Genomic DNA, 14,324 nt, shown 5'->3' with positions numbered 1-14,324 from the left:
ATGATCCTGAAAGTGGCCGGCAGGTAGACGAACGCGTCGGCCGTAACGAACACAATGAGGGGACTGTTGATGATGCAATTCGGCGCGATGAGATCGCCACGCGAATTGATATTCGGCGCTGGGCAGCGCGCGGCGCTGGGCGCCGTGGCAAAGCGGCTGGGACGGCGGGCGCTGGTGGTCACGGATCAGCGCCTTGCCGCGGACCCGGATTTCCAGGCCATGGCCGCGGACCTGGAGAGAACTGGCCTGGCAGTACGGATTGAAAGTGGCACCCTGCCCGACGTGCCGGTGGAAGCCACCATCCTGGCTGCCGACGCTGCCCGCGATTTCGCCGCGGACGTCGTCATCGGCGTCGGGGGCGGTTCGTGCCTGGACATGGCCAAATGCATGGCGTTGCTGCTGTCCCATGGCGGCCGACCGCAGGATTACTACGGCGAGTTGAAGGTGCCGGGTCCGATCCTGCCGATGATCGCGGTGCCGACCACCGCCGGTACGGGCTCCGAGGTCACGCCTGTCGCCGTCCTGTCGGACAACGAGCGCGCGCTCAAAGTCGGCATTTCCAGCCCGTATCTGATTCCAACGGCGGCAATCTGCGACCCCGAGCTGACGTTGACGTGTCCGTCGGCGCTGACCGCCATCGCGGGCGCCGACGCGCTGACTCATGCCATCGAGGCATTAACCGCTACTCGCCGCGAGCTGACTCCCGGCCTGACGCAAGACCGGGTGTTCATCGGAAAGAATGCCTTGTCGGATCAGTTTGCGCTGACCGCGATTTCGCTGCTATGGCAAGGGCTGGAGGCTGCATGCACGGACGGCAACAACCTCGCGGCGCGGTCGCAGGTGATGCAGGGTGCGACATTCGCAGGACTGGCTTTTGGCGTGGCGGGCACGGCCGCGGCCCATGCGATCCAATATCCCGTCGGCGCGTTGACCCACACCGCGCATGGCGCGGGCGTGGCGTGCCTGATGCCGTGGGTCATGGAATGGAACCGGCCCGTGATCGGTGCCGAACTGGCGCAAATGGCCGCGATCATGGGTCTGGCCGACAGCGCCGCCGTGATTCCTGCCATCGCGGCCTTGTTCGCCCGCATCGGGATTCCGTCCACGCTGGCCCAGCTGGGGCTGGACGAAAATCAACTGGAATGGGTCGCCGACCAAGCTTGCGGCATCGAGCGGCTGATCCACAACAACCCCCGCCCGCTTGACCGCGACGACATGCGGAAACTTCTGGCTGCCTCTTTTTCGGGCGCGGCCGACACAATCGAACAAGGTGGAATGGAGAGCAAATGAGACGGGATATCACGCCAGCGGCCGAGCGCCATGACTCCCCTGCACTTCATGCGCAGGGTCTTTATATCGGCGGCGAATGGCTACCCGGCAGCGGCATCCCGGTCGTGGACCCGGCCACCGGAGAGGTGCTGGCCGACGTTGCCGACGCCGGCGTCGCGGACGCATTGCGCGCGGTCGATGCCGCCGACGCGGCAGCCGCGGGCTGGCGTGCCACGCCTGCTCGCCAGCGGGCCGACATCCTGCGGCGCTGGTTCCAGCTGATGACCGACCATGCCGAGGAACTGGCGCGCCTGATTTCGCTGGAAAACGGCAAGGCCCTTCCCGACGCTCGGGGCGAGGTCGCCTATGCCGCCGAGTTCTTCCGTTGGTATGCGGAAGAGGCCGTGCGCATCCAGGGCGAATTCCGCCATGCGCCTTCCGGCGCCAACCATATTCTCGTCGACCACGAGCCCATCGGGATCGCGCTGCTGATCACGCCGTGGAATTTCCCGGCCGCCATGGCCACGCGAAAGATCGGCCCTGCGTTGGCGGCGGGCTGCACGGTAATACTGAAACCGGCGTCCGAAACTCCGTTGACCGCCTATGCGATGGCGCGGCTTGGCGCGCAGGCGGGCGTGCCGCCCGGCGTGGTGAACGTACTGACCACCACGCAACCCGCTGCCGTTTCCAACGCCATGCTGGCCGATCCACGCGTGCGCAAGCTTTCTTTCACGGGGTCGACCCAGGTCGGCCGCGTATTGCTCGCCGAGGCGGCAAAGACCGTGGTTTCGTGCTCGATGGAACTGGGAGGCAACGCGCCATTCCTGGTGTTCGACGACGCGGATCTGGAAGCAGCCCTGGACGGCGCGATCATCGCCAAAATGCGCAACGCGGGTGAAGCCTGTACCGCGGCCAACCGCTTCTACGTCCAATCGGACATACACGACGCCTTTGTCGCCGGGCTGACGAAGCGGATGGCGGCGCTTCGGGTCGGTTCCGGCCTCGCGGAAGCAACCCAGGTGGGGCCAATGATCACGGCCAACGCCGTATCGAAGATCGACCGCCTGGTCTCGGGAGCGATCGCACAGGGCGCTCGCGTGCATACAGGTGGAAAACCGCTGCCGGGCAGCGGTTACTTCTACCCGCCCACGGTCCTGGACAATGTGCCCCTGGACGCGGAGATCGCGCATGCGGAGATCTTCGGACCCGTTGCGAGCGTCTATCGTTTCAAGACGGAGGCCGAAGCGATCCAGCTGGCGAACCATACGGAGTATGGACTGGCTGCATATATCTATTCCGGCGATCTGTCGCGCGCGCTGCGCGTCGGCCGGGCGATCGAAAGCGGCATGATAGCGATCAACCGCGGGATAATGTCCGATCCCGCCGCGCCGTTCGGCGGCGTCAAGCAAAGCGGGCTCGGGCGCGAAGGTGGCCTGACCGGCGTGCTCGAATTCATGGAGCCGAAGTATTTCGCGGTGGACTTTTGAACATGGCCCAGGACCTCTATCGCAACCGTGACTTCATCCCGGATTTCGACGCGATCATCGCCGAGACGGCCGCGCGGTCCCGGGAATTCGCCAAGCGGGTCGATATGCGACGGGACGTGTCCTACGGTCCAGGCGCGCGCGAACGGATGGACATCGTTTTCCCGCCCCGTATCGCGAAGGGCGCTCCGCTCCATGTGTTCATCCACGGCGGCTATTGGCGTTCGGGCAACAAGGATGATCACTGGCTGGTCGCCGCGCCCGTGCTGGCCGCGGGCGGTATTGCCGCCCTTGTCACCTACGACCTGATGCCCGACACAAGGCTGGCCGCTATCGTCGCGCAGGTCCGCGCGGCCGTCCGGCATTTGGTCGCGATGGCGCCGGACCTGGGGGCCGACGCCACGCGACTCACTGCCAGCGGCCATTCGGCGGGAGCGCACCTGGCCAGCTACCTGGCCGCGATCGGGACGGAAGAAAGCTCTCTGCCCGATCTGCCCGCGCTGCGCGGGCTGCTGCTGGTCAGCGGCATTTACGACCTGACAGACATCCCGGGCAGTTTCCTGAAGAGCGAAGCGAAGATGACCCCAGCCGAGGCGTCGGCATGGTCGCCCCTTGCCTCCCGCCAGCTTCATGGCCCGCGGCGTATCGTGATGGTCAGTGAAAGGGATACAGCGCCGTTCCACACGCAGGGTCGACAGTTGGCTTCATTGTTGGGGCGCACGGTTCATGACGGACAGTTCCGGGTCGAGGCCGGTCTGAACCATCTCACGGTAGTCCTTGCATTGGGCGACCCCGAGAGCCCTTCGGGCCGTTGTCTCGCGGACCTCGTGGCAAATTGAGCTCGCCCCACTGCTAATCCGTCCGTCCGAGGCGCCGCACCGCCCGGCGCGCCGCCGTCCGAATCTCGTCGGCGAACTGCGCAACGATGGCCGAGCGCGGTCGCATCGGCGAAAACAGGAAGCGTGGCCGCATGTCGATGCGGGGATGAAAGCGCCGCATCACCAGTTGCGGAAAAGCCGAGGTCATCAGGATGAAATGGTCGACGAGCGCGATCGCATTCAGTGCCTCCACCATCGCGCATAGCGTTCCGGTGCTGTTGGACACCAGCGCGGTCTCGTAGGCCACGCCGCAATCGCGAAATGCTTCCCGCAGACGGAACCCGGTGAAGGTATCGTCGGCGAAGGTGATGATAGGCCAGGCGGCCAGCAGCTCGGGGGTCAGCCTGGCATGCCGTGCCAGGGGATGATCGCGATGCAGGACGCACACGACTTCGCTCTTGCAGATCTCCTCCACTTCCAGCGAGGTCGCCGGCGTCGGCACATCCACGATGCCCATGTCGACCTGACTGGTCCCCACGTACTCGATTACATGGCGGGTGGGCAGCGCCCGCACGTCGAACTGCACTTGCGGATGCCGTTGGTGGAACACGTGTACCGCCTGGGCCACCACGGACATCGATAGCGTGGATACCGAAGCCACGGTAATACGGCCCCGCACGCCCTGCCGGATCTCCAGCGCCGCCTGACGCACCGATTCCACGCTACCGAACAGGCGTTCGACCTCCGGCATCAAGGCGTCGGCCTCGGGGGTACACACCAGCCGTCCCTTCACGCGCTGGAACAGCGTCAGGCCCAATTCGCCTTCCAGCAGGCGCAGCGTCTTGGTCACCGCCGGCTGCGAGATATACAGCATGCGCCCCGCGGCGGATACGGATCCGGTCTGGACCACGGTGCGGAAGATTTCCAGGTGGCGCACATTGAGCATCGCTGGTCCCCATAACTTTTTGGAAGGAAGAAGCTGCCAAACCTGTATTGGATATTATGAGTTGAGCTTCCTACACTGCAAGCATTCCAGTCGCGCCAGGCGCGACACCACCTGGGAGGAATGGCCCTTGAACATCCCCGGCAAAACAGAGTGGGCGGCGCGCGCCGCGCAATGCACGCCCGAATGGCGCGCTTTCATAGACGGACAGTACCGTCCGGCACTATCCGGAAAAACCTTCGCCACCATCAATCCGGCGACGGGCCAGGCGATCGCCCAGATCGCCGCCTGCGATGCCGAGGACGTGGACGTCACCGTCGCCAGCGCCCGTCGCGCTTTCGAATCCGGGGTCTGGTCGCGCCGGGCGCCCGCCGAACGCAAACAGGTTCTGCTGAAACTCGCTGAATTGATGATGGCGCACCGCGAGGAACTGGCGCTGCTGGAGTCGCTGGATGTCGGCAAGCCCATCGCCAACGCCTACAACGGCGACATCGTCAGTTCGGCGACCTGCATCCAGTGGTATGCCGAGGCCATCGACAAGCTGTACGGAGAAATGGCGCCCTCCGCCCCCAATATGACCACCATGATCTTGCGCGAGCCGCTAGGAGTGGTCGCCGCGGTCGTGCCTTGGAACTACCCGCTATCCATGGCGTCCTGGAAGCTGGGACCGGCGCTGGCCGCGGGGAACTCGGTGATCCTGAAGCCGGCGGAGCAATCTCCGCTGACCGCTATCCGCATCGCCGGCCTGGCGATGGAGGCCGGACTACCGCCCGGCGTGCTGAACGTGCTCCCGGGCTATGGCGAAACCGCTGGCCGCGCATTGGGCCTGCACATGGACGTGGACGCGGTGGGCTTCACCGGCTCCACCGAGGTGGGCAAGCTATTCATGCAATACGCCGGCCAGTCCAACATCAAGCGTGTCGGCCTGGAATGCGGCGGCAAGAGCCCGCACATCGTGCTGGCCGACTGCCCCGACCTGGACGCCGCGGCGCGCGCCGTGGCGCTGGGCATCTTCAACAACAGCGGTCAGGTCTGCAATGCCGGCTCGCGGCTGATCGTGGAGGCGCCGATCCGCGACGCCCTGCTGGAGAAAATCGCGGCCGTGGGCCGCGAACTGGTCCCCGGCGATCCGCTGGATCCGGCGACCCGGATGGGCGCCATCGTCAGCCAGGTCCAGCACGAGCGCGTGATGTCCTATATCGACGCCGGCCGAGCGGACGGCGCACGGCTGGTCCTGGGCGGCAATCCGGCGCGGGTGGACAGCGGTGGATGGTTCATCGAGCCGACCGTGTTCGGCGATGTGCGCAACGACATGCGCATCGCACAGGACGAAATCTTCGGGCCCGTGCTGTCGGCCATTACCGTCACCGGCTTCGACGAGGCGATCCGCATCGCCAACGACACCATCTATGGGCTTGCGGCTGCGGTATGGACGGGCGACGTGGGGCGCGCCCATCGGGCAGCGCAGAGCCTGCGCGCCGGCGTCGTCTGGGTCAATTGCTTCGACCGTGGCAATATGTCCGCGCCGTTCGGCGGTTTCAAGCAATCCGGCTTCGGACGGGACAAATCCTTGCATGCCTTCGACAAATACATGGATTGGAAGGCGGTCTGGATCGCGTCTTGATCCGCCGACATAGCCGCCATCCGCAACCGCAGTGAACGGAACAAGGGGGTCGACATGAAAAAGCATGATCCGCAAAGCCAGGGCCGGGGCGTATCGCGCCGCTCCCTGTTGAAGGCCGGCGTGGCCATGGCCGGCATGGCCACCCTCGGCACCGCCTTGCCGCTGCGCGCGCAGAGCCGCGGCATCAGCGTCACCTGCTGGGGCGGCGCGTATGAAACGGCGGTGCGGCAAGCCTTTGCCGAGCCATTCGCCAAGGAAACAGGTATCGCCGTCACTTTGGTGAACAACGCCGACCTGACACGGATGAAGGTACAGGTCGACAGCGGCAACGTATCGTGGGACGTGTTCGATAGCATTGGACCGCAGATCATGGCCGGTGCGCGCCAGGGCCTGTGGGCGCCCATTGATGCGGGGATCGTCGACACCGGCAAGCTGCTGCAGCCGGCCGGCAAGGACCATGTGGGCACTTATTCCTATGCCGGCGGCATCGCCTACGACCCCAGGAAGTTTCCCGACGGCAAGCATCCGACGACCTTCGCCGAGTTGTGGGACCTGAAGCGCTTTCCTGGGCGGCGCGGGCTGCGCTCGCGGGCCAGCGAGAACCTGGAGATGGCCCTGCTCGCCGACGGCGTTCCGCCGGCGCAGCTGTATCCGCTGGATGTCGAACGGGCCTTCAAGTCGATGGACCGCATCAAGCCGGCCGTGCGCAAGTGGATCGAGACCACGCCGGAAACCGTGACCCTGCTGACCAGCAATGAAATCGATTTCTCCTACACCTACCTGAGCCGCGTGCTGCCGGCGCAGCGCGCGGGCTCGTCGGTGGCCATGTCCATGCGCCAGACCTTGAACAGCCTGGAATACCTGGCCGTCCCCAAGGGCGGCAAGAATATCCAGAATGCCATGCGCTATGTCGCCTTCTGCCTGCGTCCGGACCGGCAGGCGGCGTTCTGCGAACAGGTGGAGTTCTCGCCCAACGTCGCGGGGGCCGTCGAGCTCGCCAGCGCGGACGCCCGTCGCCGCATGCCCGACATGAAGAGCCCGGACGCCATCATCATCAACGACGCCTGGTGGGGCGAGCACTACGACAAGCTGCAGCGCCGTTTCACCGAGTGGCTGCTGGTCTAGGGCACGCCATGGCGCATACCCTGAGCACCAGGACCGTGGTCGTCCTGCTGGTTCCCCTCTGCGCGCTGCTGCTCCTGTTCTTCCTGGTGCCGCTGGGGCTGGTGGGCTGGTCCAGTATCTACGACCACGGCTACACCCTGCGCGGCTATGCCGAGGTGGCCAGCGGCACGCTGATCCATCGCGTGCTGGGCAATACGCTGCACATCAGCGTGCTGGCCACGCTGACCAGCCTGGTGCTGGGTTACTTGATCGCGATGCACCTCGCAGCCATGCCGGCACGCCGCCGGGCGCCCTACCTGATCATGGTGATGCTGCCTTTCTGGACCAGCATCCTGGTCAAGAGCTATGCCTTCACCATCGTCCTGGGCAATAGCGGTCTCGTGAACCGGCTGCTGGGATGGATATCGGGCGGAACATGGCACGTCGAGCTGCTGTTCAATCGCACAGGCGTGGTCCTCGGTATGACCAACTACCTGCTCCCCTTCATGGTGCTGCCCGTCATGGCCAGCCTGATCAACCAGAATCGCAGCCTGCACCTGGCGGCGGAGATCATGGGCGCCGGCCAATGGCGCATCTTTACCCGCATCACCCTGCCGCTGAGCCTGCCCGGGGTATGCGCAGGAGTGCTGATGTGCCTGACGCTGTCCATGGGGATGTACATCACGCCGGCGCTGCTCGGCGGCCGCCAGGACATGATGCTGGCCAACCTGATCGATTTCTACACGCGGCAGACCCTGGATTGGAACCTGGCATCCTCGATCGCCTTCGTGCTCCTGGCCATATCGGCCCTGTTGATAGCAATGCTGATCCGGGTGCAGCGCGACCGGGAGACGACATTCGCATGACTGAACCCGACGCACACCACCCTCCGGTGTTCACCGCGCGGCACGCCTGGCGCCTGGCCGGCGCCGCCGCCGCGTGGATCGGCTATCTGTTCCTGCTGCTGCCCAGCCTGATCGTCATTCCGATCTCCTTCAGCGGCACGCAGGAGCTGAGCTTTCCGCCCAAGGAGTTCTCGTTGGCGCTGTTCCGCCAGTTCCTGGGCGATCCCGCATGGTGGGGGTCGGCCCTGCAAAGCCTGCTGGTGGCGGGCTGCGTGACGGCGCTGTCGCTGCTGATCGCCCTGCCGGCATCGTATGCACTGGCGCGCGGGCGCTTTCGCGGCCGCCGCGTGCTGGAACTGGTTTCGCTGGCGCCGATGCTGGTGCCCGTGGTGGTGCTGGGCCTGGGCATGTACATGCACCTGTCCACCCTGCGCCTGGTCAACACGACGCTGGGCGTGGTCCTGGCGCATACCGTGGCAACCATTCCCTTCATGCTGGTCGCCCTGGGCGCCGGGCTGCGACACGCCGATCCCGCGCTCGAAACCGCCGCCATGATCATGGGCGCTGGCCGCCTGCGCATTTTCACGGAAGTCGTGCTGCCGCAGATCCGGCCATCCGTCCTCGTGGGCGCCCTCTTCGCCTTCCTGATCTCCTTCGACGAGGTCATCATCGCGTACTTCATCACAGGCCCGGAGTCCATGACCCTGCCCGTGAAGATGTACAGCGCGATCCGCTGGGAGGTCTCTCCGGTGCTGGCCGCCGTATCGACCCTGCTCACTTTGCTGTCGCTGGTGGTCTGCCTGGCCATCATGGCCTTGCAGCCGACACATCGGCGATCCGATTGACCAAGGAAACCCATGGCGACAAGCTACGACGCAATCATCATCGGCGGTGGACACAACGGACTGGTCTGCGGGGCCTACCTGGCGCGGGCCGGCCGCAAGGTATGCGTGCTGGAGCGGCGTGAGGTCATCGGCGGCGCGGCGGTCAGCGAGGCGGTGTGGCCCGGTTACCGGGTATCGGTCGCCTCCTACACCATGGCGCTGCTGCAGCCGCGCATCATCCAGGAACTGGAACTGGCACGCCACGGCTATTCCATCATTCCCCCCACGCCCATGCTGCACCTGTACGGCGAAGGACGTAGCCTTACCTTTGGCGACGACGCCCGGATCCACGCCGGCATGGCGCGCTACAGCGCCGCGGATGCGGCGGCCTACCCCCGCTACCGCGACCATATGGCCCGATTGGGCGCTACGGTATCGCGCATGCTGTGGGAGATCCCGCCCGATCCGGCGGCGCGCGACCTGTCGTCCCGGCTGCGGCTGCTTGGCTTCGCCTGGCGCTACCGAAATATAGGCGATCAGTTCTATGATCTTTACGACGTTTTGACGCTGAGCGCGCGGGATTTCCTGGGACGCTGGTTCCAATCCGACGAAGTGATCGCGGCGCTGGGGTTCTATGTGGCGTGCGGCGGCGCCACCACCACGCTGTCCGCGCCGGGCTCGGCCTATGTGCTGTTGCGTGGCTATGTCCGCGATCACACCACGCCCGCGGGGCCGGCCGGGTTCGTACGCGGCGGCATGGGGTCGATCTCCGAAGCCATCGCGGCCGCGGGGCAGGCGCACGGCATGGAGGTTCGCCTGGGCGCTCCGGTCGCCCGGGTCAATGTGGAAGGCGGCAGAGCGACGGGCGTCACGCTGGCCAGCGGCGAAACGCTGCGCGCCACCTGCGTGGTTTCCAATGCCGCCACCAAGGTCCTGTTCCGCGAACTCATCGATCCGTCGAACGTACCCACGGAGTTCATGCAGCGCGTCGATCGCATCCGCGACGCATCTCACGCGTTCAAGGTGAACCTGGCCATGAACCGGCTGCCGGTCTTCAAGGACTTCGATGCGGCATCGGCCGGTTTCGATTACCCCACGCAGGTCCGCATCGCGCCGTCAGTGGACTACCTGGAGCAGTCCTACGACGCCGCCCGCCATGGCATGTTGGCGCCCCGGCTGCCGCTGGTGGTCCTTACGCCGAGCAAGCTGGATCCCACCGTGGCGCCCGCCGGCAAACATTTGATCAGCATCTTCGGCCAACATGCTCCCTACCGATTGCTGGACCACGACCGCGACATGGCGCGCGACCGCCTGCGCGACACGGTGTTCGAAACGCTGGAAGCGCATGCGCCCGGATTCCGCGACTGCGTGGACCAGGTACAGGTGCTCGCTCCGCAGGACCTGGAAGAAAGATTCGCCCTGCCCGGCGGGCACGTCCACCATGGGGAGCTCAGCGCCGACCAGATCTTCTTCCGCCGACCGGTTCGCGGCGCCGCGGACTATCGCACCCCCATCGCCGGCCTGTACCAGTGCGGCGCCTCCGTCCATCCAGGTGGTGGCGTGACCGGCGTACCCGGCCATAACGCCGCGCGCGTGATCCTGCGCGGCAACCGCTGAATCCATGGATCCAGTCGCCATGAACATGATCGAACTCCGGCAAGTCTCCAAACGCTATGGCAGCGTACAGGCCCTGCATCCCGTGGACCTGGCGGTGCGCAAAGGCGAATTCGTGACACTGCTCGGCCCCAGCGGGTCCGGCAAGACGACCCTGCTGAACCTGATCGCCGGCATGGTGCCGCCGTCCACGGGACGGATACTGATCGGCGGTCGCGATGTCACCAACAGCCCGCCCAGCCAGCGGCAGTTGGGCATGGTGTTCCAGAACTATGCCCTGATGCCGCACATGACGGTGTTCGAGAACATTGCCTTCCCGTTGCGGGTGCGCAAGCTCTCCAGGACGGAGATCGAACGCAAGGTGCGCGATGTGCTGGCGCTTGTCCGTCTGCCCGACCTGGCCGCGCGCAAGCCGCGCGAGCTTTCCGGCGGCCAGCAGCAGCGAGTGTCCCTGGCGCGCTGCATCGTCTACAACCCCGCGCTGATCCTGCTGGACGAACCGCTCGGCGCCCTGGACAAGAAGCTGCGCGAGCAAATGCAGCTGGAATTGCGGCGCATTCACGCCGAACTCGGCATCACCATGCTGAATGTCACCCACGACCAGGACGAGGCGCTGACCATGTCCGACCGCATCGTCCTGATGAACGGCGGACGCATCGAGCAGGAGGACCGGCCGGAAAACCTGTACTTCCGCCCCGCCACCCGCTTTGCCGCCGATTTCATCGGCACGGCGAACCTGCTGGCTTGCGATGTGCGGGCGGCCACCGACGACGGTGTGGCGGTGTCCACCGGGTTCGGCGATGCCCGCGCCACGCTTGCCGCATCGACCGCCGCCGCACCGGCGGCGAACGCGCCGGCGCCAGGCAAGTCCGCCTGCCTGCTGTTACGGCCGGAAAGCATCGCCATGCAGCCGGTTGGCGAGCAGGCCGGCGCGGGCCTCCAAACGGTGGACGGCATCCTGGAAGACACGATCATCCTGGGCGGCATCGTACGCCACCACGTCCGCGTGGCCGGGTCGATCCGGATGGTGGTGCAGGAACAGAACCGGCGCGACCGGATACCGCTGCCGCGCGATGCCCCGGTACGGCTGACGTGGTCGCACCGGGATTGCGTGGTGCTGGACTAGGTCTACGTTAAACGGCAGCACGCCGCGGGCTGCGACCGGATACTTGAGGGAAATTCAATGCATACACAGTCTTCGACCGTGCAGGCCGAGCTCGTCCGCCGGGAACGCGAAGAGTCGCTTGCCCTGCCCGAATCGCTGGGCGAATTCGTGCGCCAGCGCGCGGCGCTGATGGGCGGCGCCACTGCCGCCGTATGGTTCGAGCAGCGCCGATCCATGACTTATGCCGAACTGAACGAGCAGGCGGACCGGCTGGCGTCCAGCCTGCTGCTCCGCGGCGTGCGCAAAGGCTGCCATGTCGCGGTCATGCTGGGCAATACACCGGCGTTTCCGGTCAGTTGGGTGGCGCTGGGGCGCATCGGTGCGGTGATGGTTCCGGTCAATACCTCGTACACGACCGATGAGCTGGATTTCGTACTGCGGGATTCGGACGCGCAGTATGTGATCGTGGACTCGGCCCTGCTTCCCAGGCTCGATGCATTGCCCGTGCTGCCGCCCCTGCTCGCACCCGAGCGGATCGTCGTTCACGCGGAAACCGTGGACACACGGCCTGGCGATGCGCAGGACGACGGCGTGGACCGCGTGGACCCGCAAACCGGCAGCACACGGGACGACACCGCCCATCCCGACTGGAGCGCCCTGGTCCGCGATGGCAGCCCCGGATTCGTCGCGCCCGCGCCGGTCGCGCGTACGGACGTGCTCAACCTGCAGTACACCTCCGGCACGACGGGCTTTCCCAAGGGGTGCCTGCTGACGCACGACTACTGGATGATCCATGCGCACAATTCCGCCCGGCATCGGCGCACCGACGAAGGTGGGATCCAGAACGTGTTGATCTGGGCGCCGTTTTTCTACATGGACCCCATGTGGCAGTTCCTGATGACGCTGGCGCTGGGTGGTACGGCGTTCATCGCCGACCGCATGAGCTTGAGCCGCTTCATGTCCTGGCTGAAGGACTATCGCATCCACTATTGCATCTTCCCGGAGCCGGCCCTGTCGCATTACCCCGAATCCGAGGAAGACCTGAAGATCAGCCTCAAGTACATCAGCATCTACGGCTGGACCGAGTCGGCGCGGCGCGACGTGCAACGCCGCTTCGCGCTGACGGCGCGGGAAGGCTACGGCATGACGGAGATCGGCACGGGAGCGCTCATGCCCGCATGGGCGCGGGAAATGTCGCTCTTGCGCAGTTGCGGGCTGCCGGCAGCCTACCGCCGTTTCGATATCCGCAATGAGGACGGCACGCCGACGCCCGAAGGCGAAATCGGCGAACTGTGGGTGCGCGGGCGCGGCATCTTCCTGGGCTACTACAAGCGGCCGCAGGCCAACGCGGAGAGCTTCGACGGTCCCTGGTTCCGCACCGGCGACTTGTTCCGGCGCGATGCGGATGGCTACTACTACCTCGTCGGCCGCATCAAGGAAATGATCAAGCGCGCGGGCGAGAACATCGCCGCCAACGAGGTCGAGGCCGTACTGCGCGGCATGGACGACATCGAAGAGGCGGCCGTCGTCCCGGTGCCCGACCCGTTGCGCCGCGAGGAGGTCAAGGCGTACATCAAGCTGCGCACCGGCCTGACCGCCGCGGATGTTCCGCCCGAAGCGATCTTCGCGCACTGCGCCCGGCATCTCGCGCCTTTCAAGGTCCCGCGCTACCTGCAGTACATGAAAGAGGATTTCCCCCGTACACCGTCGCGCAAGATCGCCAAGAAACGTCTCATCGCCGAGACCGTCGATCCATTCGCGGGCAGCTACGACCGCCAACAATCGACCTGGCGCTGACCGAGCCCAGAGGAGAACGCCATGTTCATCGATTTCTCCAGCCGCCCGCCCGCGCCAGGGTTCGAAGGCAAGGCGCCCCATCTGTCGAACTACCGCCGCGTCTACAGCAATAGCGAAGCCCAGGTAGATCGCGAAGCGGGCGCCGACGCGTTGCGAGACTACCTCGACACCTATGAACGCCTCGACGCGCGCGCCGTGGTCCTGAAGGCGCGCGACCTGGGCTCCACCTTCGGGTTCAAGATCGCCAACGAGACCGTGGCGGCCTTCTGCCGCGACCACGGGCCGCGCTACGTCGGCTTTGCCGGTGTCGATCCACATCGCGGCATGGCGGCGGTGCGCGAATTGGAGCACGCAGTCCGTGAACTGGGCCTGCGCGGCCTGAACATCCAGGGCTTCGAACTGGGCCTGGACATCGATGACCGCCTGCTCTATCCGCTGTACGCGAAATGCGTGGAGCTCGGCGTGCCCGTCAACGTCCATTGCGGCACGAACTTTTCCACACACGCGGCTATGCACCATGGGCATCCGCGAGCACTGGATCGCGTCCTGAGGGACTTCCCGGAATTGCGCGTATGCGCGTCGCCGCCGGGCTGGCCCTGGGTCAACGAACTGATCGCAGTGGCATGGCGCCACCCCAACCTGTGGATCGGCACCCTGGCGATCCGGCCCCGCCTGATGACCACGTCGCACTCGGGCTACGAGCCGCTATTGCAGTACGGGAAAACGGTCTTGAAGCACCGCATGATCTTCGGGACCGCCTTCCCCATGATGCCTGTACCGCGCACGTTGGACGAATTCTCCGCCCTGCCCCTGCCGGATGAAGTGCGCCAGCGCTGGCTATGCGACAACGCCGCGGAATTCCTGGGCCTGGATACAGCAATCTGATTCCGGGCAATG

General features: G+C 65.7%; 12 protein-coding genes. 11 read left to right on the top strand and 1 reads right to left on the bottom strand.

Annotation, left to right across the window (positions count from 1 at the left end):
- Positions 1–54 precede the first annotated feature (54 nt).
- The 3 genes from BAU07_RS01955 to BAU07_RS01945 are packed head-to-tail and all read left to right on the top strand — an operon-like array spanning position 55 to position 3,592.
- Complete coding sequence (locus tag BAU07_RS01955; protein WP_232338228.1) at positions 55–1,290, top strand: iron-containing alcohol dehydrogenase; 1,236 nt, start codon at positions 55–57, stop codon at positions 1,288–1,290.
- The gene (locus BAU07_RS01950; RefSeq protein WP_084025109.1) at positions 1,287–2,756 is read left to right on the top strand and encodes an NAD-dependent succinate-semialdehyde dehydrogenase; all 1,470 of its coding nucleotides are present in this window, start codon (positions 1,287–1,289) and stop codon (positions 2,754–2,756) included. The genes BAU07_RS01955 and BAU07_RS01950 overlap by 4 nt, the downstream gene beginning before the upstream one ends.
- 2 nt (positions 2,757–2,758) lie before the next feature.
- A complete protein-coding gene (locus BAU07_RS01945) occupies positions 2,759–3,592 on the top strand; it encodes an alpha/beta hydrolase (RefSeq protein WP_066653359.1) in 834 nt (277 codons plus the stop codon).
- A 13-nt stretch (positions 3,593–3,605) separates the two neighbouring features.
- Here the strand turns inward: BAU07_RS01945 and BAU07_RS01940 are convergent, their stop codons facing one another.
- Complete coding sequence (locus tag BAU07_RS01940) at positions 3,606–4,517, bottom strand: LysR substrate-binding domain-containing protein (protein WP_066653358.1); 912 nt, start codon at positions 4,515–4,517, stop codon at positions 3,606–3,608.
- A gap of 127 nt (positions 4,518–4,644) precedes the next feature.
- Here BAU07_RS01940 and BAU07_RS01935 point away from each other — a divergent pair, with 127 nt between their 5' ends.
- From BAU07_RS01935 to BAU07_RS01900, 8 genes are read left to right on the top strand one after another with little or no spacing between them, the layout of a single operon-like run.
- Positions 4,645–6,138 (top strand): aldehyde dehydrogenase, encoded by a 1,494-nt coding sequence (locus tag BAU07_RS01935; protein ID WP_198168907.1) that lies wholly within the window; start codon positions 4,645–4,647, stop codon positions 6,136–6,138.
- Between the two features lie 54 nt (positions 6,139–6,192).
- Positions 6,193–7,263, top strand: a complete 1,071-nt coding sequence (locus tag BAU07_RS01930; protein WP_066653356.1) for an ABC transporter substrate-binding protein — start codon at positions 6,193–6,195, stop codon at positions 7,261–7,263.
- 8 nt (positions 7,264–7,271) lie between these two features.
- Complete coding sequence (locus tag BAU07_RS01925; protein WP_066653354.1) at positions 7,272–8,108, top strand: ABC transporter permease; 837 nt, start codon at positions 7,272–7,274, stop codon at positions 8,106–8,108.
- Entirely contained in the window at positions 8,105–8,932 is an 828-nt protein-coding gene (locus BAU07_RS01920; RefSeq protein ID WP_066653351.1) for an ABC transporter permease, read from the top strand. The genes BAU07_RS01925 and BAU07_RS01920 overlap by 4 nt, the downstream gene beginning before the upstream one ends.
- A gap of 12 nt (positions 8,933–8,944) precedes the next feature.
- On the top strand, positions 8,945–10,528 hold the full coding sequence (locus tag BAU07_RS01915; protein WP_066653349.1) for a phytoene desaturase family protein: 1,584 nt from the start codon (positions 8,945–8,947) through the stop codon (positions 10,526–10,528).
- Positions 10,529–10,547: 19 nt separating this feature from the next.
- On the top strand, positions 10,548–11,651 hold the full coding sequence (locus BAU07_RS01910; RefSeq protein WP_066664556.1) for an ABC transporter ATP-binding protein: 1,104 nt from the start codon (positions 10,548–10,550) through the stop codon (positions 11,649–11,651).
- Between the two features lie 57 nt (positions 11,652–11,708).
- Positions 11,709–13,427: a class I adenylate-forming enzyme family protein gene (locus BAU07_RS01905; protein ID WP_066653347.1), complete on the top strand. Its 1,719-nt coding sequence runs from the start codon at positions 11,709–11,711 to the stop codon at positions 13,425–13,427.
- A 21-nt stretch (positions 13,428–13,448) separates the two neighbouring features.
- Positions 13,449–14,312 carry an amidohydrolase family protein gene (locus BAU07_RS01900; RefSeq protein ID WP_066653345.1) on the top strand — a complete coding sequence of 288 codons (864 nt, stop codon included), beginning with the start codon at positions 13,449–13,451 and terminating at the stop codon, positions 14,310–14,312.
- Positions 14,313–14,324: the final 12 nt, after the last annotated feature.

Origin of the sequence: Bordetella flabilis, from assembly GCF_001676725.1 — a bacterium.
Classification (GTDB): domain Bacteria; phylum Pseudomonadota; class Gammaproteobacteria; order Burkholderiales; family Burkholderiaceae_B; genus Bordetella_C; species Bordetella_C flabilis.
The sequence above is the reverse complement of the archived record's forward strand: the minus strand, read 5'-3'. Positions and strand labels throughout refer to the sequence as shown.

Coding starts and splice junctions, on each gene's coding strand:
- BAU07_RS01955 (WP_232338228.1), top strand. CDS start 55: ATGAGGGGACTGTTGATGATGCAATTCGGCGCGATGAGATCGCCACGC.
- BAU07_RS01950 (WP_084025109.1), top strand. CDS start 1,287: ATGAGACGGGATATCACGCCAGCGGCCGAGCGCCATGACTCCCCTGCA.
- BAU07_RS01945 (WP_066653359.1), top strand. CDS start 2,759: ATGGCCCAGGACCTCTATCGCAACCGTGACTTCATCCCGGATTTCGAC.
- BAU07_RS01940 (WP_066653358.1), bottom strand. CDS start 4,517: ATGCTCAATGTGCGCCACCTGGAAATCTTCCGCACCGTGGTCCAGACC.
- BAU07_RS01930 (WP_066653356.1), top strand. CDS start 6,193: ATGAAAAAGCATGATCCGCAAAGCCAGGGCCGGGGCGTATCGCGCCGC.
- BAU07_RS01925 (WP_066653354.1), top strand. CDS start 7,272: ATGGCGCATACCCTGAGCACCAGGACCGTGGTCGTCCTGCTGGTTCCC.
- BAU07_RS01920 (WP_066653351.1), top strand. CDS start 8,105: ATGACTGAACCCGACGCACACCACCCTCCGGTGTTCACCGCGCGGCAC.
- BAU07_RS01915 (WP_066653349.1), top strand. CDS start 8,945: ATGGCGACAAGCTACGACGCAATCATCATCGGCGGTGGACACAACGGA.
- BAU07_RS01910 (WP_066664556.1), top strand. CDS start 10,548: ATGAACATGATCGAACTCCGGCAAGTCTCCAAACGCTATGGCAGCGTA.
- BAU07_RS01905 (WP_066653347.1), top strand. CDS start 11,709: ATGCATACACAGTCTTCGACCGTGCAGGCCGAGCTCGTCCGCCGGGAA.
- BAU07_RS01900 (WP_066653345.1), top strand. CDS start 13,449: ATGTTCATCGATTTCTCCAGCCGCCCGCCCGCGCCAGGGTTCGAAGGC.